Below are 19,563 nucleotides of genomic sequence, written 5' to 3' on the forward strand. Positions count from 1 at the left end.
GACCCCGTCCTCCTCACCCCGCGCAGGCTCGGTGCGAGCCTGCGGACGGGATGGGGGTCGCGGCCTCCTGCGCCGGGCCGGTCGCTGTCGGTCTGATTCGTCCAGCGCGGGCGGGTGGGCGCGACACGAACTGCGCTCAGGGTCCACCTCCTTGACCCAGTGCGACGGAACGGGCACAAAGTGTCCATGTCTTCCCCAGGATCCCGCCCCCCGCTGCCGCAGCACCCCTCGCTCCCGGTGCCGACCGTCACCGGCCGGGGCGGGGTCACCGTGCTGGAGGCCGACGCCGCCGAGTCCGCGGCCGCCGAGGCCGCGGCTGCGGGCGGGCAGCACCTGACGACCCCGGTCCCGGCCGGCGCCGCGTTCCTGCAGCCGCCGGCACCCGGCCACCACGTGACCGCGCCGGTGCCCTCGCTGACCGTCGCCGTCCCCGCCCCGCGCCCGACCGCCCCGCGTCAGGACACCCGCCGCCCCGGGCGGGCCGGTGTGCCGATGAGCCGCACCCGGCGCGGCCTGCTCAACGGGGCACGCACGGCCTTCGCCGAGCGTGGGGTCCGCAAGACCACGATGCAGCACGTCGCCGCCGCCGCCGGCGTCGCCAAGGCCACCTTGTACAACCACTTCCGGACCAAGGACGACGTGGCGCACGCGCTGATCGCCTTCGAGCTGGACCGGCTGGCCGCGCTCGCCGCCGAGCTGCCGCTGACCGTCGCCGTCCCCGCGCTCGCCGAGGAGGTCGGCGGGCACCCGGTGCTGCGCCGGCTGGCCGAGACCGAGCCGGAGACCCTCGTGCAGATGATGGGGCTGGACGCCGACCGCTGGGGCGACGTCGTCGTCACCCTCGGCTCGGCGCTGCGGATCTCCCGCCCGGAGGCCGAGCTGGTGTGCCGCTGGCTGCTCGGCCTGGTGCTGCAGCCGGGCACGGTGCAGGAGCGGGCCGCGCAGGCCGCCGTCGTCACCGGACAGCTCGTCGGCTGACCCACCCGCGCCGCTCCCTCGGCCGTCCCGGTCCCCGTGGACCGGGACGGCCGAGCGCCGTCCAGCCGGCACAGCGGGCCGTCGACCCGGTGACGTGACATCGTGTCGGGCGGCGCCCAGAGCCGGACCCGTGCCAGACCACCAGCGGAGCGCGTGATGCGGTACCTGTTCCGGCCCCCGGCCACCGAGGCCGCCGGCCTGCTGTCCCTGCCGTGGCACCAGCCGCTGGAGGAGTGGGACGAGGCCCTGCTGCTCGAGGTGCCGCAACGGGGCATCTCGCGGCACGTCGTCCGCTTCACCGCCTCCGAGGGGCGGGTCTTCGCGCTCAAGGAGATCGCCGAGCCGCTGGCCCGGCACGAGTACGCGCTGCTGGCCGAGTTCGAGGGCGAGGGGCTGCCCTCGGTGTCGGTGCTGGGGATCTGCGTCGACCGGCCCGACGACCAGCAGGCCATCCTGGTCACCCGGTACCTCGAGTACTCGATGTCCTACCGGTACCTGTTCTCCGGCCCACGTGCCGCGGACGACCCGATGAAGCTGCTGGACACGCTGGTGGAGCTGCTGGTGCGGCTGCACCTGGCCGGCGTCTACTGGGGCGACTGCTCCCTGTCGAACACGCTCTTCCGGCTGGACGCCGGCACCTTCACCGCCTACATGGTCGACGCGGAGACCGCGGAGCGGCACCCCACGCTGTCGGCCCGCAAGCGCGCCTACGACGTCGACCTGGCGCGGGAACGGGTCGGGGCCGAGCTGATGGACCTGCAGGCCGGCGAGCTGCTGTCACCGGAGATCGACCCGATCGAGATCGCCGAGAGCCTGCCGATCCGGTACGAGGCGCTCTGGGAGGAGGTGACCCGGGAGGAGGTCTTCCGCGCCGACGAGCAGGCGATCCGGGTCGCCGAGCGACTCCAGCGGATCAACGACCTGGGCTTCGACGTCGGCGAGATCGAGCTGGTGACCTCGGGGGACGGCGCGCGGCTGCGGGTGGAGACCCGGGTCGCCGAGCCCGGACAGCACCGGCGTGAGCTGCTCCGGCTGACCGGCCTGGAGGTGCAGGAGAACCAGGCACAGCGGCTGCTCAACGACCTGCGTTCCTACCGGGCCTACCTGGAGCAGCGCGGCGGCAGCCCGGTGCCGGAGGCCGTCGCCGGCCACCGCTGGGTGACCGAGGTGTACCTGCCGGTGGTGGGCGCGGTCCCCGACGAGCTGGCCGGCCGGCTCGAGCCCGCGGAGGTCTTCCACGAGGTGCTGGAGCACCGCTGGTTCCTCTCCGAGCAGGCCGGGTTCGACGTCGGCACCTGGGTCGCGGTGCGCTCCTACGTCCAGAACGTGCTGCCCCGGATGCCCGCTCAGCTCACCACGCCGTCGGTGATCGCGCACCGCTCCGAAGCCCGCTGAGGGCGTTCGCCGGGACCACTCGGCGAGAGGAAACGGTGAGGTCTCGCTCCGGTTGACAGTCGTTGTGAGCAAGGCCACTCTCCGAGTTCCACGGTGACACGAGGTCACCTGGCGCCAACGGAGGCGGTGGTCCGGTGCCGGACGTCAGCAAGGTCGGAAGCGACAGGGTGCAGACCGGTCGGGCCGGTCCGTTCCACTCCCGCAGGTGGCGCAGGGCGTTGTCCGGTGCCGCGGCGGCTGGTCTCCTGAGCTCCGCGCTCGCGGCCTGTGGCAGCGACGAGGGGGGTGTGCCGACCCTCACCTGGTACACCAACCCCGACTCCGGGGGGCAGGCCGAGATCGCCGCCCGGTGCACGGAAGCCGCGGACGGCCAGTACGCGATCGAGACCGCCGTGCTGCCCCGTGAGGCCTCCCAGCAGCGGGAGCAGCTGATCCGGCGGCTGGCCGCGAACGACGCCTCGATCGACATCATGAGCCTGGACCCGCCGTTCATCCCGGAGTTCGCCGAGGCGGGCTTCCTCGCGCCGGTGCCCTCCGACGTCGCCGAGCGGGTCACCGAGGACGTGGTGGAGAGCGCGGTCGAGGGCTCGACCTGGAACGACGAACTGGTCGCCGTCCCGTTCTGGGCCAACACCCAGCTGCTCTGGTACCGCGAGTCGGTCGTCGAGCAGGCCGGGCTGGACATGAGCCAGCCGGTCACCTGGGACCAGATCGTGGAGGCAGCCCAGGCCGCCGACGTGCAGGTCGGCGTGCAGGGCATCCGTGCCGAGGCGCTGACCGTCTGGTTCAACGCGCTGATCGAGTCCGCCGGCGGGTCGATCATCGAGGAGAACTCCACCGACCCGTCGGAGATCGAGCTGGGGCTCACGTCCGAGGCCGGCATCCGTGCCGCTGAGGTGATGCGGATGATCGGCACCAGCGGGACGGTCGGCCCGGCGCTGTCGACGGCGAACGAGGACTCCACCGCGACGGCGTTCGAGGGCCCCAACGGCGGGTTCAACGTGAACTACCCGTTCGTCTACCCCCGGGCACTGTCCGCCGTGGAGGCCGGGACCATGGACGCCTCGGTGCCCGAGGACTACGGCTGGGCGATCTACCCGCGGGTGGACGCCGACACCCCGGCCGCGCCGCCCTACGGCGGGATCAACCTCGGCGTCGGTGCCTTCAGCCAGTACCCCGAGCTCGCCTACGAGGCGACCGAGTGCATCACCTCGACGGAGAACCAGGCCTACTACTTCGTCACCAACGGCAACCCGGCCTCCGACACCGCGGTCTACGACGACCCGGAGGTGCTCGAGCAGTTCCCGATGGCCCCCACCATCCGGGACTCCCTGGAGCTGGCGGCGCCCCGACCGCAGACCCCGTACTACAGCGAGGTCTCCGGCGGGATCCAGCGGGTCTACCACCCGCCGTCGTCGGTCGAGCCGGAGCAGACCCCCGAGGCGGCCGCCGAGCTCATCAACGCCGTGCTGCGGAAGGAGCAGCTGCTGTGACGCAGACCACGCTCCCCCCGGTGGAGAAGACCCAACCGGTCTCCGCCCCCGGCGGGACGACCAGTGACCGGGCCAAGAGCGAGCGGAAGCTCGGCTGGCTGCTGGCCGGCCCCGCCCTGGCGGTGATGCTGCTGGTGACCGCCTACCCGATCGCCCAGGCGGTCTACGACTCGCTCTTCGACTTCCGGCTGACCGACCCGGACAACCGGTCCTTCACCGGGCTGTCGAACTACGCGGTGATCCTGAGCGACTGGCTGTGGTGGCGGTCCCTGCTGGTCACCGGGTTCATCACCCTGGTGACCGTGGCCGTGGAGCTGGTCCTGGGCTTCGCCCTCGCCATGGTGATGGCCAAGGCCCTGAGCACGATCCGGCCGGTGCTGCGGGCCGCGATCCTCATCCCCTACGCGGTCATCACCGTGGTGTCGGCCTTCGCCTGGCAGTTCGCGTTCGACATCCAGACCGGCTTCGTCAACACCTGGTTCGGCTGGGTGCCGGGCATCAGTGGGGACACCGACTGGTTCGGCGGCACCTGGACCTCGCTGCTGGTCATCTGTCTCGCCGAGATCTGGAAGACCACGCCGTTCATCTCGCTGCTCCTGCTGGCCGGGCTCGCCCAGGTGCCGGAGGTGCTGCAGGAGGCGGCGAAGGTCGACGGTGCGAGCTGGTGGCAGCGGATGCGCAAGGTCACCCTGCCGAACATGAAGGCCGCGATCATGGTGGCCCTGCTGTTCCGCACCCTGGACGCGTTCCGGGTCTTCGACAGCATCTTCATCATGACCGGCGGGGCGAACGCGACCGAGTCGGTCTCCTTCCTCGCCTACCGGCAGACCATCTCGCGGCTGGAGATCGGGCTGGGGTCGGCGGTCTCGGTGCTGCTGTTCCTGGCGGTCGTGTTCATCGCCATGAGCTTCATCAAGGGCTTCAAGGTCGACCTGTCCCAGTCGAGGGGGGAAGGCTGATGTCCACCAAGGAGAAGACCTGGTGGGGCGTCGCCGGAGTGGCGATCGTCATCTACGCGCTGTTCCCGATCGCCTGGATCGTGTCACTGTCGTTCAAGGCGCCCAGCGCCCTGAACAACGGCAACTTCCTCCCCGGCGCCCCGACGTGGGAGAACTACTCCCTGATCCTCACCGGCGGGGCCAGCGACCTGTTCCTGCCGGCGTTGCGCAACTCGTTCGGCATCTGCCTGATCGCCACGGCGATCTCGTGCCTGCTGGCCATGTTCGCCGCCTATGCGATCGCCCGGCTGGACTTCCCGGGGAAGAAGTTCATCCTCGGGACGGCGCTGGCGGTGGCGATCTTCCCGGTGATCTCGATCGTCACGCCGCTGTTCAACCTGTGGCGCAACATCGGCCTCTACGACACCTGGCCCGGGTTGATCATCCCGTACCTGTCCCTCACGCTGCCGATCTCGATCTGGACGATGTCGGCGTTCTTCCGGGAGATCCCCTGGGAGATGGAGCAGGCCGCGCAGGTCGACGGCGCGACCACCTGGCAGGCGTTCCGCAAGGTGATCGTCCCGCTGGCTGCGCCGGGCGTCTTCACCACGGCGATCATCGCCTTCTTCATCGCCTGGAACGACTTCGTCTACGGCATCTCGCTCACCTCCACCGAGGCGGCGCGACCCGTGCCCGCGGCGCTGGGCCTGTTCTCCGGCGCCTCCCAGTTCGAGGACCCGACCGGTGCGATCGCGGCTGCCGCGGTCATCGTCACCATCCCGGTCATCGTGCTGGTCCTGCTGTTCCAGCGGCGCATCGTCGCCGGCCTCACCAACGGCGCCGTCAAGGGCTGACGCCCTCCCGCCGACCCATGCTGATCGTGAAAGGGACGAACTGATGGCCTCGATCGAGATGAAGAACATCGTCAAGAAGTACGGCGACGGCTTCCCGGCGGTGAACGACGTGAGCCTGGACATCGACGAGGGGGAGTTCATGATCCTCGTCGGCCCGTCCGGCTGCGGGAAGTCCACGTTGCTGCGGATGATCGTCGGGCTGGAGGACATCACCAGCGGCGACATGGTCATCGGCGGCACCCGGGTCAACGACAAGGCACCGCGGGAGCGCAACCTGTCGATGGTCTTCCAGAACTACGCGCTGTACCCGCACCTGAGCGTGTTCGAGAACATCGCCTTCCCGTTGCGGCTGGCCAAGGTGGACGACGCCGAGGTGCAGCGGCGGGTGAACGAGGCTGCCGACGTCCTGGAGCTGCACGAGCACCTGGAGCGCAAGCCGGCCAACCTCTCCGGTGGTCAGCGGCAGCGGGTGGCGATGGGCCGGGCGATCGTGCGCCAGGCCGAGGCGTTCCTCTTCGACGAGCCGCTGTCGAACCTGGACGCCAAGCTCCGCGGCCAGATGCGCACCGAGATCTCCCGGCTGCAGCGCCGCCTGGGCATCACCACCGTCTACGTCACCCACGACCAGACGGAGGCGATGACGCTCGGCGACCGGGTCTGCGTCCTGCGCAAGGGCAAGATCCAGCAGGTCGCCTCGCCGCGGGAGCTGTACGAGCAGCCGGTCAACCTCTTCGTCGCCGGCTTCATCGGCTCGCCGCCGATGAACTTCCTGCCGGCCCAGCTCGAGGGCTCCCGGCTGACCACGCCCTTCGGGGACATCGAGCTCGACGAGCGCCGGGCGGCCGCGGTCGCCGGCCGCGACCTCCTGCTGGTCGGCATCCGGCCGGAGTACTTCGAGGACGCCTCCCTGGTCGACGAGGCGAAGCGACCGCTCGGTTCGGTCTTCACCGCTCGTGTGGACGTCACCGAGTGGCTCGGTGACTCCCAGTTCGCCTACATCCCCTACGAGGCGCCCGACGAGATCCGCACCCAGCTGCGGGAACTGTCCAAGGAGCTGGACTCCGAGGAGCTGCGCACCCAGGCGATCGTGTCCATCGACGCGACCAGCCGCATCAGGGAGGGCCGGGACGCAGAGTTCTGGCTGGACAGCCGCAAGGTGCACGTCTTCGACCCGACGACGGGGGACAACCTGACCCGGGACGCCGATGCCGGTGCCGAGCTGACCCGGATGGCGGCCGAGGACCGGGTCGAGCAGGTCCAGTCGGCGGAGGGCGAGGGGATCAGCGCCGCCTGACGGCGCCCCGGGGGGCGGCCACGGGTGGCTGTCGCCCACGCTGCCCGGCGCAGGAGGGCCTGCGCCGGGCAGCTGCCCGGCGCAGGCATGATCATGCCCGGGGTTTGTGCTGCGGCGTCGCTGCGCACCTGTCCCCGCAGAGACCTGGCCGGACACTGGAGGCAGCACAGCATGGACATCACCGCGACCGACGAGTGGGCAGCCCTTGCCGAGCACCACCGCGCGGTCGGCGCCCGGACGCTGCGCGAGCTGTTCGCCGAGGACCCCGAGCGCGCGGCCCGGCTGACCGGCACCGCCGGCGACCTGCACGTCGATCTCGCCAAGCACCGGGTCACCGACGAGACGCTGCAGCTGTTGGTCGCGCTGGCCGAGCGGGCCGGCGTCCCGGAGCGGATCGCGGCGATGTTCCGCGGCGAGCACATCAACACCACCGAGGACCGCGCTGTCCTGCACGTGGCGCTGCGCGCACCGGAGTCGGTGCCGCTCACCGTCGACGGCCAGGACGTCAGCGCCGACGTGCACGCGGTGCTGGCCAAGATGCGCGCCTTCGCCGACCGGGTGCGGTCGGGGGAGTGGAAGGGGCACACCGGCGAGCGCATCCGGGCCGTGGTGAACATCGGCATCGGCGGCTCCGACCTCGGCCCGGCGATGGCGTACACCGCCCTGGCCGACTACAGCGACCGCGACCTCACCGCCCGGTTCGTCTCCAACATCGACCCGACCGACTTCGCCGAGAAGACCCGCGACCTCGACCCGGCGACCACCCTCTTCGTCGTCTGCTCCAAGACGTTCACCACCCTGGAGACGCTGACCAACGCGACCGTCGCCCGGGACTGGCTGCTGGCCTCGGGTGCCGACGAGTCGGCGGTGGCGGAGCACTTCGTCGCGGTCTCCACCAACACCGACGCGGTGGCCGAGTTCGGCATCGACACCGCCAACATGTTCGAGTTCTGGGACTGGGTGGGCGGCCGCTACTCCTTCACCTCGGCGATCGGGCTCTCGCTCATGGTCGCGATCGGGCCGGACGCCTACGCCGAGATGCTCGCCGGCTTCCACGCCGTCGACGAGCACTTCCGGACCGCGCCCCTCGCGGAGAACATGCCTGTGGTCCAGGGGCTGCTGAACGTCTGGTACACCGACTTCTTCGGTGCCCAGAGCCACGCCGTCCTGCCCTACAGCCAGTACCTGTCCCGGCTGCCGGCCTACCTGCAGCAGCTGACGATGGAGAGCAACGGCAAGTCCGTGCAGGCCGACGGGCAGCCGATGACGACGGCGACCGGCGAGGTCTACTGGGGTGAGCCGGGCACCAACGGCCAGCACGCCTTCCACCAGCTGCTGCACCAGGGCACCTCGCTCCTCCCGGCCGACTTCATCGGGTTCGGGGAGCCCAACCACGACATCGGCGAGATGCACGACCTGCTGATGGCGAACATGTTCGCGCAGAGCGCCGCGCTCGCGTTCGGCAAGTCCGCGGAGGAGGTCTCCGCCGACGGCACGCCGGCCGACGTCGTCCCGCACAAGGTGATGCCGGGCAACCGGCCCTCGACCACGATCCTGGCGCCGAAGCTGACCCCGGCCACGCTCGGGCAGCTGATCGCCTTCTACGAGCACACCGTCTTCACCCAGGGCGCGATCTGGCAGATCGACTCCTTCGACCAGTGGGGGGTCGAGCTCGGCAAGGTGATGGCCCGGCAGCTGGCCCCGGCGCTGACCAGCGAGACCGCGCCGGACATGGACAGCCCCGAGATCGACGCGGACCCCTCCACCGCCGCCCTCGTCGCGCACTACCGGCGGCTGCGCGGCCGCCCGGCCTGACGACCCCCGCCGTCCCCAGCGTGGATCAGGTGACCTGATCGAAGGCTGTCCCCCCGCACCAGCGTTGGTGCGGGGGGACAGTCGTCGGTGCAGGAGGACGCGGGCGGAGACGGCGCGAACGGGTCATCGGGACGTGTGCGGTGGCTGGCCGGGGGCGCCGCCTGGGACGATGATCGGGACAGCGTCATCCGTGTCGCACCGCCCGCCGTCCGGCGGGGCTGGAGCACCGGACCAGGAGGAGCCATGCCGAACCCGTTCGTGAAGCTGTGGAAGTACCTGACGGCCTCGGCCAACAACCAGATCGACCAGCGCGCCGATCCCAAGATCCAGATCCAGCAGGCGATCGAGGCGGAGCAGCAGCGGCACCAGGCGCTGGCCAACCAGGCCGCCGCGGTGCTGGGCAACCAGCGTCAGCTGGAGATGCGGCTCAGCCGGCAGCTCGGTGACATCGAGAAGCTGCAGGCCTCGGCCCGGCAGGCGCTGACCCTCGCCGACCAGACCCGGGCCGCCGGGAACGCCGGGAAGGCCGCCGAGTACGAGCAGGCCGCGCAGGCCTTCGCCACCCAGCTGGTCAGCGGCGAGCAGGCGGTCGAGGACCTCAAGCGCAGCCACGACGAGGCCCTGCAGGCCGCCGAGCAGGCCAAGGGCGCGGTCGAGCAGAGCCGGATGCGGCTGCAGTCGACGCTGGCCGAGCGCACCAAGCTGATGTCGCAGCTGGAGCAGGCCAAGATGCAGGAGCAGGTCTCCGCCTCGCTCAAGTCGGTCAACGAGCTGTCCGCACCGGGCAACACCCCCAACCTCGGTGAGGTCCGCGACAAGATCGAGGCCCGCTACGCCAACGCGCTCGGCCAGGCCGAGCTCGCGCAGAACTCGGTCGAGGGCCGGATGCTCGAGGTCGAGAAGGCGACCATCGACGTCGCCGGCGCCTCCCGGCTGGCCGAGCTCCGCGCGTCGATGGGCGGTGGCACCCAGGCCATCAGCGGCACCCAGGCCGCCGGCGCGATCGAGCAGGGCACCCCGCAGGTGACCGAGCTCGGCGCCGAGACCCCGGTTGCCCAGCCGGCGGAGCGGCCCGAGCAGTAGGAGCACTGCTGCCTCGCACGTCAGAGGCGAGCCCCCCCGGAGCCCCGTCGTCCTGCTGGACGGCGGGGCTCCTTCGGTCAGGTGGCGACCATCGACGCCGGGTGGCCGGGCTCTCCCGTGCAGGCCAGCGGGTCGATCGGGCTGCGTGCGGCCTGGCACGCCGGGCACCAGTAGGTCACCCGCTCCTGGGTGTCCGGCCCCTGGTCGCCCAGCAGGATCGCGGTGCGGCAGCGACGGCACGGCCGGCCGCGGCGGCCGAACACCCAGTGGTCCTCCCCGCGCCGGGTGGAGCCGGTGGTGCTCTGCTCGGGGTGGTCGCGATTGGCCAGCATCAGCGTGCGGGCGCGTTCGACCAGCCCGGGCAGGTCGGGGACGTCGGCGACCCGCGTCCACGGGTGGGTGCGGGTCATGAACAGCGTCTCGACCTTGTAGAGGTTGCCGATGCCGGCGAGGTTGCGCTGGTCCAGGATCGCTACGCCGATCTGCTCGTCCGGGTGGGAGCGGAGTCGGCGCAGCGCCTCGTCGAGGTCCCAGTCGGGGCCGAGCACGTCGGGTCCCAGATGGCCGACCAGCTCGCCCTCACCGCTGGTCGGCACGATCCGCAGGTCGTGCAGCCGGTAGCCGACGCAGTCCCACGCGTCGGTGGCCAGGATCGCCCGGATGCTGTGCGCGGGCCCGCCCTTCCACGGGGTTCCCTTCCGGTAGATGTGCCAGCTGCCGTCCATCCGGTAGTGCGTGCGCAGCGTGCGTCCGTCGGCGAAGCGGGTGAGCATGTGCTTGCCGCGGGGGACGACCTCGGTGACGGTGGCGCCGGTGAGGTCGACGGTGGCCAGCTGGGGCACGCGCAACTCGCCCTTCGTGAGCGTGGCGCCGGCCAGCGCCGTGTTCATCCGCTGGGCGGCCAGCCAGACTGTGTCTCCCTCGGGCATCCCGCCATGATCCCCGCCCGCACGCGCTCCTGCCGGACCTGGCAGCCGTCGCGTCGGGCGCTGCGGGCGGCTCCGTCGTCACTGGTACCTGGCGCGGCGCGCCTCGGTGCCGGGCTCCCCGGTGCGCGCCCGCGGATCCACCGGTGCGGGCGTGGCCTGGCAGTGCGGGCACCACCAGGTGACGCGCTCCTGCAGGTCGGGGCCCTGGTCGCCGAGCCGGATCGGCGTCCGGCAGCGCCGGCAGGGGCGGCCCTTTCGACCAGCGACCCAGTGGTCCTGCCCGCGGCGGGTCTCGCCGGTGGTGCTCTGCTCGGGGTGGTGCCGGTTGGCCAGCATCAGCGTGCGGGCTCGTTCGACCAGCGCGCGCAGGTCGGGGACGTCGGCGACCCGAGCCCAGGGGTGCACGCCGGTCAGGAAGAGCGACTCGACCTTGTAGAGGTTGCCGATCCCGGCGAGGTTGCGCTGGTCCAGGATCGCCACGCCGATCTGCTCGTCCGGCTGCGAGCAGAGCCGGCGCAGGGCCTCCTCGACGTCCCAGTCCGGGTCCAGCACGTCGGGCCCGAGGTGCCCGACCAGCTCGGCCTCCTGGCTGGTGGGCACGACCCGCATGTCGTGCAGCCGGTAGCCGACGCACTCCCACTCGTCGGTGGCGAGCACCGCGCGGATGCTGCGCCCGGGGCCGCCCCGCCACCGGGTGCCCCGCCGGTAGATGTGCCAGCTGCCGTCCATCCGGTAGTGCGTGCGCAGCGTCCGGCCGTCGGCCAGCCGGGTGAGCATGTGCTTGCCGCGGGGGACGACCTCGGTGACGGTGGCGCCGGCGAGGTCGACCGCTGCCAGCTGCGGCACCCGGAGCTCGCCGCGGCGGAGGATGGCGCCGGCCAATGCCGTGTTCATCCGCTGGGCGGCCAGCCAGACGGTGTCTCCCTCGGGCACGCCGACCATGGTCCCCGCGCGGGCTGGCCGGCCGCTCGGTGGCGGTGAGCCTGTCCCGGCCGACGGTCCGGCTCCCTCGGTCGGGTGGCCTCGTGTGAGTGGGGCGACAGCCGGGAAGAGCCGGGCTTCCTTCAGCGCTGAGGAACTCTGTGACCGTGTCGACCCGCCTGCGCAGCCTGCCGGACCGCCTGACCGGCAGCATCGCGACCCGGCAGCCGACCCCGGCGCCGGAGCCGGTCACCGTCACCGTCGCCCGGGTGGTGCGCCCGGACCAGCAGAACGCCTTCGAGCGCTGGGCGACCGAGGTGCAGGAGGTGGCCGCGGGCTTCCCCGGTCACCTGGGTTCCTCCCTGCTGCGCCCCGGAGCGGGCAGCGACGAGTACCACCTGGTCTACCGCTTCCGGGACGACGAGTCCCTCGCCGCCTGGGAGCGCTCGCCGGAACGGCGCGAGGCGCTCGACCGGGTGCACCAGCTGGTGGAGGACGAGCGGGTGGCCCGGGCCGTCGGCCTGCAGACCTTCTTCGCGGTGCCGGCCCGGCCGGGGCCGGCGTGGCGCAGCTGGCTGCTCACCGTCGCCGTCGTGCTGCTGTTCACCTCGACGTTCCAAGTCCTCGTCGTGCCCTTCGTCGGCGACTGGCCCTGGCCGGCGCGGCTCCTGCTGTCGGCGGCCTACGTGGTGACGGCGCTGCGGCTGTCCATGCCGCGGCTCAGCCGCTGGCTCGGCCCCTGGCTGCAGGGCTCCCGCCGCCGCTGACCCCTGCGCGCACCCGCGGGTGCGCTGAGCGGCGCTCTCCGCGCACCCGCTGTGCGCTCAGCGGCACTCCACGCGACAGAGCGCCGGTGAGCGCACAACGGCGGGGTCGCGGGTCTAGTTGCGCAGGCGCAGGCCGCGCGGGGTGGCCGCGAAGCCGGCTGCTTGCAGCGCCGTGGTGAGCGGGCCGGACTCGTGCACCGACGCGCCGTCGGCCTTCTGCACGATCATCCGGCCCAGCGCCCCGGAGGCGACCGCGCCGGACAGCGCGGTGGCGGCCTCCTTGAGCACGGTCTCCTCCTCGGTCCAGGACAGCAGGGTCTTCCCGCCGCGCTCGACGTAGAGCACCAGCTCGCCGTCGACCAGCACCACCAGGGCACCCGCCTTCCGCCCGGCCCGGTGCCCGGTCCTCCGGCTGCCGGTGCCCTCACCGAGGTCGACGGCGGGGCCGTCGACCGGGCCGTCGGCGGAGGCGACCGCGCGCTCCGGCCAGGGGAGTGCGGCGCCGTAGACGTTGGCCGGGTCGGTGGCGGCGAGCACGACCGGGCCGGCGGGCGTGCGGTCGGGGCTGGCGAAGCTGCGCAGCCGGTCGACCGAGCCCGGGGTACCGAACTGGGCCGCGCCGAGGGTCTCGACGAAGTAGCCCCGGCGGGCCCGGCCGTTCTCCTCGAACGCCCGCAGCACCGGGTAGACCGCCGAGAACCCCCCGGTCACCTGCTCGGCCTGCACCGCGCCGCGGGTCAGCACGCCGTGCCGCTCCAGCAGTGCCTCCGCCCGCGCGGTGGTGCGCTTGGTGGCGTTGCCCTCCAGCTCGGGCAACCGCGACCAGCGCCCGGCCATCGACGGCGGACCGGTGCGGCTGGGCATCGACGGGCGGCCGAGCCGGGTGCGGCCGTACCGGCTGCGGTCCAGCCGGGCGCGGGGAGCGGCCGCCTGCTTCTTGTGCGTCCCGCCGCCGGACAACCGGGTGCGGAGCGGTGCGAGGGTGTCGTTGGTCAGGGCCCCGGCCCAGACCAGGTCCCAGACCTCCTCGGCCAGCGCGGTGTCGTCGGTGGCGCCCACCCGGTCGGACAGCGCTCGGAAGAACAGCGCCTGCCCGCCGGCGAGCTCGTCGAGCAGGAGCTGCCCGATGCCGCCCTCGGTCGTCGCACCCCCGGGCGGCTCGGGCAGCAGCAGCGGGGCCAGGTCGGCCGGCACCAGGGTCACCCAGCCGTCACCACCGGAGAGCCCGCCCGCGCCGGCCCACAGCACCTCACCGGCGCTGGTCAGCTCGTCGAGCATCGCGGGCGAGTAGTCCTGCACCCGGGAGGGCAGCACCAGCGACTCCAGCGCCGAGGCGGGCACCAGCGCGCCGGCCAGCTGCTCGACCACCGCCAGGACGCCGTCGACCCCGCGCATCCGGCCGCCCACCGACTGCCAGGACGGCGTGAACCGGGCCAGCGTGTCGATCGGGACGGGCTCGACCTCCTGCCGCAGCTTGGCCAGCGACCGGCGCCGGATCGAGCGCAGCACCTCGGCGTCGCACCACTCCTGGCCGATGCCGCCGGGCCGGAACTCACCGGTGACCAGCCGGCCGGTGCCGACCAGCCGCTGCACGGTGGCGGTGACGACGGCGACGCCGAGGCCCAGCCGGGTGGCGACCTCTGGCGGGGCGAAGGGGCCGTGGGTGCGGGCGTAGCGGCCGATCAGGTCACCGAGCGGGTCGGCCACCGGCTCGGTGAACACCTCGGGCACCCCGACCGGCAGCGCGGTGCCCAGGGCGTCACGGAGCCGGCCGGCGTCCTCGATGGCGACGTACCGTTCCTCCCCGGCGATCCGCACCACGAGCGCCCGCCGGGCGGCGACGAGCTCCGAGAGCCAGTCGGCCGGCACGCCGCGGGCACCCGCCTCGGCCACGGTCAGGTCACCGACCCCGCGGAGGAGGTCGCTGGCGCCGTCGACGTCGCGCGGGTGCCGCTGCTCAGGCAGCCGCTGCAGCTCCGCCTCGACCTCGGCCATGGCGTCGCCGTCGAGCAGTTCGCGCAACTCGGAGCGGCCCAGCAGCTCGGCGAGCAGCCCGGTGTCCAGGGCGAGCGCCTGGGCGCGGCGCTCGGCCAGCGGGGCGTCGCCCTCGTAGATGAACTGGCCGACGTAGCCGAACAGCAGCGACTGGGCGAACGGCGAGGCCGTCTGGGTCTGCACGTCGACCAGCCGCACCCGGCGGGCGCGCGCGTCGCTCATCAGCTCGACCAGCCCGGGCACGTCGTAGACGTCCTGCAGCACCTCCCGGACCGCCTCCAGGGTGATCGGGAACGAGGAGAACTCGCTGGCCACCGAGAGCAGCTGGGCCGCTCGCTGCCGCTGCTGCCACAGCGGGGTGCGCCGCCGCGGGTCGCGACGGGGGAGCAGCAGCGCACGGGCGGCGCACTCGCGGAACCGGCTGGCGAACAGCGCGGAGTTGCCGACCTCGGCGGTGACCTCCCGCTCGACGTCGTCCGGGTCCAGCAGCGCGAGGTCGGCCTCCGGCGCCTCCCCGGTGGTGTCCGGGAGCCGCAGCACGATGCCGTCGTCGGAGTGCATCGACGCGACGTCGACGCCGTAGCGCTCACGCAGCCGGGCGGCGAGCACCAGCGCCCAGGGGGCGTTGACCTGGGCGCCGAAGGGGGAGTGGACGACCAGCCGCCAGTCGCCGAGCTCGTCGCGGAACCGCTCGACCAGCAGCGTGCGGTCGTCGGGCAGGTGGCCGGTGGCCGCCTTCTGCTCGGCCAGGTAGGCGAACAGGTTGCTCGCGCCCCAGGCGTCCAGGCCGGCAGCGCGGGCCCGGTCCATGCCCGCCTCCGGCGTGGCCGAGCCGACCTCGCGCAGGAAGGCGCCCAGCGCCCGGCCCAGCTCCAGCGGGCGGCCCAGGGTGTCGCCGTGCCAGAACGGCATCTTGCCGGGCTGGCCGGGCGCCGGGCTGACCAGGACCCGGTCGTGGGTGATCTCCTCGATCCGCCACGAGGAGGACCCGAGCAGGAAGACGTCGCCCACGCGGGACTCGTAGACCATCTCCTCGTCCAGCTCACCGACCCGGCGACCACCGTTCGCCCCCGCACCGGAGACGAGGAAGACGCCGAACAGCCCGCGGTCGGGGATCGTGCCGCCGCTGGTGACCGCCAGCCGCTGGGCGCCGGCGCGGGCGGTGAGGGTGTCGGTGACCCGGTCCCAGGTCAGCCGGGGCCGCAGCTCGGCGAAGGCGTCGGAGGGGTAGCGGCCGGCCAGCATGTCCAGCACCGCGTGCAGGGCGGAGTCGGGCAGCGAGGCGAAGGCGGCCGAGCGGCGCAGCACGGCGGCGACCTCGTCGACGGTGCGCGGCCGCTCGGAGACCATCGCGACGATCTGCTGGGCCAGCACGTCGAGCGGGTTGCGCAGGTAGCGGGTCGACTCGATGGCGCCGGCCCGCATCCGCTCGGCGACGACGGCGCTCTGCACCAGGTCGCCGCGGAACTTCGGGAAGATGACGCCCTCGCTGACCGCGCCCACCTGGTGGCCGGCCCGGCCCACCCGCTGCAGCCCGGCCGCCACGTTCGGCGGCGACTCGACCTGGACCACCAGGTCGACCGCGCCCATGTCGATGCCGAGCTCCAGGGAGGAGGTGGCGACCACGGCCGGCAGCTGCCCGGACTTGAGCGCCTCCTCGACGACCGCGCGCTGTTCCCGGGAGACCGAGCCGTGGTGCGCGGAGGCGACCGGCTTCACGTCCGCCGGCAGCCCACCGCCGGAGCCGGCCTGGGCCATCAGCTCGGCCGGGTTGGCGCCGTGCGGCATCGGCTCACCGGTGGCGCGCTCGTAGGCCAGCTCGTTCAGCCGGCTGGTCAGCCGCTCGGCCAGGCGGCGGGAGTTGGCGAACACGATGGTGGTGCGGTGGCTCTCGATCAGGTCGAGCACCCGCTCCTCGACCGCCGGCCAGATCGACGTCCGCGGCTGGTTGCCGGCGGCGGAGCCCTCCAGCTCCCCGGTGGGCTGCCCCAGCTGGCTCATGTCCTCGACCGGGACGACGACCGACAGGTCCCACTGCTTGGTCGACGGCGGGGCGACCACCTGGACCGGGCGGCCGCCGGCGAGGAAGGTCGACACCTCCTCGATCGGGCGCACCGTCGCCGACAACCCGATCCGCTGGGCCGGCCGGTCCAGCAGCTCGTCGAGCCGGTCGAGGGAGACCGCCAGGTGCGCGCCGCGCTTGCTGCCGCAGACGGCGTGCACCTCGTCGAGGATCACCGTCTCCACCCCGCGCAGCGACTCCCGGGCCTGGCTGGTGAGCAGCAGGAACAGCGACTCGGGGGTGGTGATCAGGATGTCCGGCGGGCGCTTGGCGAACAGCCGCCGCTCGTCGGCCGGGGTGTCACCGGAGCGGATGCCGACGCTGATCTCCGGCCGTTCCTGACCCAGCCGGGCAGCGGCCTGGCCGATCCCGGTCAGCGGTGCGCGCAGGTTGCGCTCGACGTCGACGGCCAGCGCCTTGAGCGGGGAGACGTAGAGGACGCGGCAGCGGGCCAGCGGGTCCTCCGGCGGGGGCGTGGCGGCCAGCCGGTCGAGCGACCAGAGGAAGGCCGCCAGCGTCTTGCCCGACCCGGTGGGGGCGACGACGAGGGCGTGCTCGCCGCTGCTGATCGCCGTCCAGGCGCCCTCCTGGGCTGCGGTGGGCTGCTCGAACGCGCCGGTGAACCACGCCTGGGTGGGCGCAGAGAAACGCTCGAGAGCGGACACGCGACCAGTGTCCACGCGGGTACGACAGTCCGCCGGGGCCGGCGGTTCAGCTCGGACGGCGGGCCTCGATCAGGTAGCGCTGTGACCACGACACGAATGCGCCCTCCCGCTCGATCCGGCGGTGCACCTCGGCGAGCTGCGGGCGGTACCGCTCCACCGAGAAGTCCGGCACCGTCCAGACCACCTTGCGCAGGAAGTGCACGACCGCGCCGACGTCGTGGAACTCCACCCGGCAGCGCCAGGCCCGGAGGTCGACCACCTGCAGGCCGGCCGTCCGGGCGGCCTCGGCGGCCAGGGCGCCGGTGGGCTCGTCGGCGCCGGGCAGGGGCCCCAGCAGCGCTTCGGCCAGCACCCGGTGGGTGCCCGACCCGATGCCCTGGCAGAGGTGGCTGCCGCCGGGCGCGAGGACGCGGGCGATCTCGTCCCAGCGCTGGACGGTGGGGTGCCGGCTGCTCACCAGGTCGAAGGTGGCGTCGGGGAAGGGGAGGGGGCCGTCGTCCGCCACCTCGGCCACCTCGCCACCCCACTCCGCCAGGCGCCGCCGGGCGAGGGCGAGGTTCGGCGGCCACGACTCGGTGGCGGCCACCCGCCCGGGCTGCCGCTCGGCCCGGGTCAGTGCCTCGGCGTACACCTCGCCGCCGCCGGTCTGCAGGTCCAGCGACCCGAGGGCGCTCCCGAGCCGGTCGGCCAGCAGCCCGCGCCAGCCCCAGGGAGGCCGTTCCTCCGTCGCCCGGCCGACGAGCCAGGAGAAGTCCCATCCCTCGGTCGGTACGGCCGCGCCCTCGGCGACGAGCTCCTCGAACGTGCGCACGGCGGCAGCCTGTCGACCCGTCGCCGGGTCGACAAGCGGATTCGTCGACATGTGGCCCCGGGCGGATCACACTGGTGTCATTTCCAGCCGTCGTCCCCCAGGGGAGGCAGCCATGCTGCGAGCAGCGGTGCAGTCCTCCAGCATCGCGACCGTCGGCTACGACGAGGAGCAGCAGGTCCTCGAGATCGTGTTCAACGACGGACGCGTCTACCACTTCCTCGAGGTGCCGCCGGAGCGGGTGCTGTCGCTGTTGCGGGCCGAGAGCAAGGGTCGCTTCCTCAACGCCGAGATCAAGCCGGACTTCGACTACCGGGCTGTCGGCCGTCGCTGGGGCTGAGCCACACTGCGTGGCATGCGTCACAGCCTGTACGAGGCCGACCACGAGGACTTCCGGAGCAGCGTCCGGGCCTTCTGCGAGAAGGAGGTCGCGCCCTTCCACGACGACTGGGAACGCGCCGGCATCGTGCCGCGGGAGCTGTGGACGGCGGCCGGCGCGCAGGGTCTGCTGGGCATCGGGGTGGACGAGCGGTACGGCGGCGGTGGGGTGCGCGACTTCCGCTGGTCCTGCGTGCTGAGCGAGGAGCTCGTCCGGATCGGCGCCAGCGGGGTGGGCTTCGGGCTGCACAACGACGTCGTCGGCCCCTACCTGCAGGACCTGGCCACCGAGGAGCAGAAGCAGCGCTGGCTGCCCGGCTTCTGCACCGGTGAGCTGATCACCGCGATCGCGATGACCGAGCCGGCCGCCGGGAGCGACCTGCAGGGCATCGGCACCACCGCCCGCCGGGACGGCGAGCACTGGGTGCTCAACGGCTCGAAGACCTTCATCACCAACGGCATCAACGCCGACCTGGTCATCGTCGTGGCGCGCACCGATCCGGAGGCGCCCGGCTCCCGCGGCCTCAGCCTGCTCGTCGTCGAGCGCGACATGGCCGGCTTCTCCCGCGGCCGCAACCTGGACAAGGTCGGGCTGAAGGCGCAGGACACCGCTGAGCTGTTCTTCGACGACGTCCGCGTGCCCGCCGCCAACCTGCTGGGCACCGAGGGGCGCGGCTTCGCCCACCTGATGCAGAACCTGCCGCAGGAGCGCCTGCACATCGCGGTCTCCGCGGTGGCCGCCGCCGAGACCGTGCTCGCGCTGACCGTCGAGTACGTCACCACCCGGACGGCGTTCGGCCGGCCGGTCGGTTCCTTCCAGAACTCCCGGTTCGTCCTCGCCGAGCTGCAGACGGAGGTGACGATCGCGCGGACCTTCGTCGACGAGTGCGTGCGCCAGCTCGACAGCGGCGACCTCACCGCAACCGATGCCGCGATGGCCAAGTGGTGGACGACGGAGCTGCAGAACAAGGTCGCCGACCGGTGCCTGCAGCTGCACGGCGGCTACGGCTACATGAGCGAGTACCGGGTCTCCAAGGCCTGGCGGGACGCCCGGGTGCAGTCCATCTACGGCGGGACCAACGAGATCATGAAGGAGATCGTGGGGCGCTCGATGGGTCTGTGACGACGTTGCCACCCACCGGAACCCTGGTTGTGTGGCCGCTCAGCCGGTCCTTAGGTTCGGGCCCG

The 19,563-nt window shown here is 72.8% G+C and carries 15 protein-coding genes; 11 read left to right on the top strand and 4 right to left on the bottom strand.

Annotation, left to right across the window (positions count from 1 at the left end):
- Positions 1 to 186: 186 nt before the first annotated feature.
- The 8 genes from IN07_RS26195 to IN07_RS05070 all read left to right on the top strand — a co-directional run bounded on the left by IN07_RS26195 (position 187) and on the right by IN07_RS05070 (position 9,850).
- Positions 187 to 978, top strand: a complete 792-nt coding sequence (locus IN07_RS26195) for a TetR/AcrR family transcriptional regulator (protein WP_231557997.1) — start codon at positions 187 to 189, stop codon at positions 976 to 978.
- Positions 979 to 1,134: 156 nt separating this feature from the next.
- Positions 1,135 to 2,373, top strand: coding sequence for a DUF4032 domain-containing protein (locus tag IN07_RS05040; protein ID WP_036334050.1), 1,239 nt, complete (start codon positions 1,135 to 1,137; stop codon positions 2,371 to 2,373).
- A 287-nt stretch (positions 2,374 to 2,660) separates the two neighbouring features.
- The gene (locus IN07_RS05045) at positions 2,661 to 3,866 is read left to right on the top strand and encodes an extracellular solute-binding protein (RefSeq protein WP_231557998.1); all 1,206 of its coding nucleotides are present in this window, start codon (positions 2,661 to 2,663) and stop codon (positions 3,864 to 3,866) included.
- A gap of 20 nt (positions 3,867 to 3,886) precedes the next feature.
- Positions 3,887 to 4,825: a carbohydrate ABC transporter permease gene (locus tag IN07_RS05050; protein WP_231557999.1), complete on the top strand. Its 939-nt coding sequence runs from the start codon at positions 3,887 to 3,889 to the stop codon at positions 4,823 to 4,825.
- A complete protein-coding gene (locus IN07_RS05055) occupies positions 4,825 to 5,658 on the top strand; it encodes a carbohydrate ABC transporter permease (RefSeq protein ID WP_036334056.1) in 834 nt (277 codons plus the stop codon). The genes IN07_RS05050 and IN07_RS05055 overlap by 1 nt, the downstream gene beginning before the upstream one ends.
- 43 nt (positions 5,659 to 5,701) lie before the next feature.
- The gene (locus IN07_RS05060) at positions 5,702 to 6,952 is read left to right on the top strand and encodes an ABC transporter ATP-binding protein (RefSeq protein WP_036334057.1); all 1,251 of its coding nucleotides are present in this window, start codon (positions 5,702 to 5,704) and stop codon (positions 6,950 to 6,952) included.
- Between the two features lie 171 nt (positions 6,953 to 7,123).
- On the top strand, positions 7,124 to 8,767 hold the full coding sequence (gene pgi / locus IN07_RS05065) for a glucose-6-phosphate isomerase (RefSeq protein WP_036334058.1): 1,644 nt from the start codon (positions 7,124 to 7,126) through the stop codon (positions 8,765 to 8,767).
- Between the two features lie 243 nt (positions 8,768 to 9,010).
- Positions 9,011 to 9,850 carry a PspA/IM30 family protein gene (locus IN07_RS05070; RefSeq protein ID WP_036334059.1) on the top strand — a complete coding sequence of 280 codons (840 nt, stop codon included), beginning with the start codon at positions 9,011 to 9,013 and terminating at the stop codon, positions 9,848 to 9,850.
- A gap of 77 nt (positions 9,851 to 9,927) precedes the next feature.
- Here IN07_RS05070 and IN07_RS05075 read toward each other — a convergent pair whose 3' ends face one another.
- Both IN07_RS05075 and IN07_RS05080 read right to left on the bottom strand, forming a co-directional pair.
- Positions 9,928 to 10,779 carry a DNA-formamidopyrimidine glycosylase family protein gene (locus tag IN07_RS05075; protein ID WP_036334060.1) on the bottom strand — a complete coding sequence of 284 codons (852 nt, stop codon included), beginning with the start codon at positions 10,777 to 10,779 and terminating at the stop codon, positions 9,928 to 9,930.
- A gap of 78 nt (positions 10,780 to 10,857) precedes the next feature.
- Positions 10,858 to 11,712 carry a DNA-formamidopyrimidine glycosylase family protein gene (locus IN07_RS05080; RefSeq protein ID WP_036334123.1) on the bottom strand — a complete coding sequence of 285 codons (855 nt, stop codon included), beginning with the start codon at positions 11,710 to 11,712 and terminating at the stop codon, positions 10,858 to 10,860.
- A gap of 149 nt (positions 11,713 to 11,861) precedes the next feature.
- On the opposite strand from IN07_RS05080, the gene IN07_RS05085 reads away from it, so the two are divergent.
- Positions 11,862 to 12,467 (top strand): antibiotic biosynthesis monooxygenase, encoded by a 606-nt coding sequence (locus IN07_RS05085; RefSeq protein ID WP_231558000.1) that lies wholly within the window; start codon positions 11,862 to 11,864, stop codon positions 12,465 to 12,467.
- Between the two features lie 114 nt (positions 12,468 to 12,581).
- Here the strand turns inward: IN07_RS05085 and IN07_RS05090 are convergent, their stop codons facing one another.
- Positions 12,582 to 17,189 carry an ATP-dependent helicase gene (locus IN07_RS05090; RefSeq protein WP_036334061.1) on the bottom strand — a complete coding sequence of 1,536 codons (4,608 nt, stop codon included), beginning with the start codon at positions 17,187 to 17,189 and terminating at the stop codon, positions 12,582 to 12,584.
- 46 nt (positions 17,190 to 17,235) lie between these two features.
- Positions 17,236 to 18,000 (bottom strand): class I SAM-dependent methyltransferase, encoded by a 765-nt coding sequence (locus IN07_RS05095; RefSeq protein ID WP_036334066.1) that lies wholly within the window; start codon positions 17,998 to 18,000, stop codon positions 17,236 to 17,238.
- Between the two features lie 112 nt (positions 18,001 to 18,112).
- Here IN07_RS05095 and IN07_RS05100 point away from each other — a divergent pair, with 112 nt between their 5' ends.
- The gene (locus IN07_RS05100) at positions 18,113 to 18,337 is read left to right on the top strand and encodes a KTSC domain-containing protein (protein WP_036334067.1); all 225 of its coding nucleotides are present in this window, start codon (positions 18,113 to 18,115) and stop codon (positions 18,335 to 18,337) included.
- 15 nt (positions 18,338 to 18,352) lie between these two features.
- On the top strand, positions 18,353 to 19,498 hold the full coding sequence (locus IN07_RS05105) for an acyl-CoA dehydrogenase family protein (RefSeq protein ID WP_036334069.1): 1,146 nt from the start codon (positions 18,353 to 18,355) through the stop codon (positions 19,496 to 19,498).
- The last annotated feature ends 65 nt before the right edge of the window (positions 19,499 to 19,563 follow it).

Origin of the sequence: Modestobacter caceresii (assembly GCF_000761485.1) — a bacterium.
GTDB classification, from domain to species: Bacteria; Actinomycetota; Actinomycetes; order Mycobacteriales; family Geodermatophilaceae; genus Modestobacter; species Modestobacter caceresii.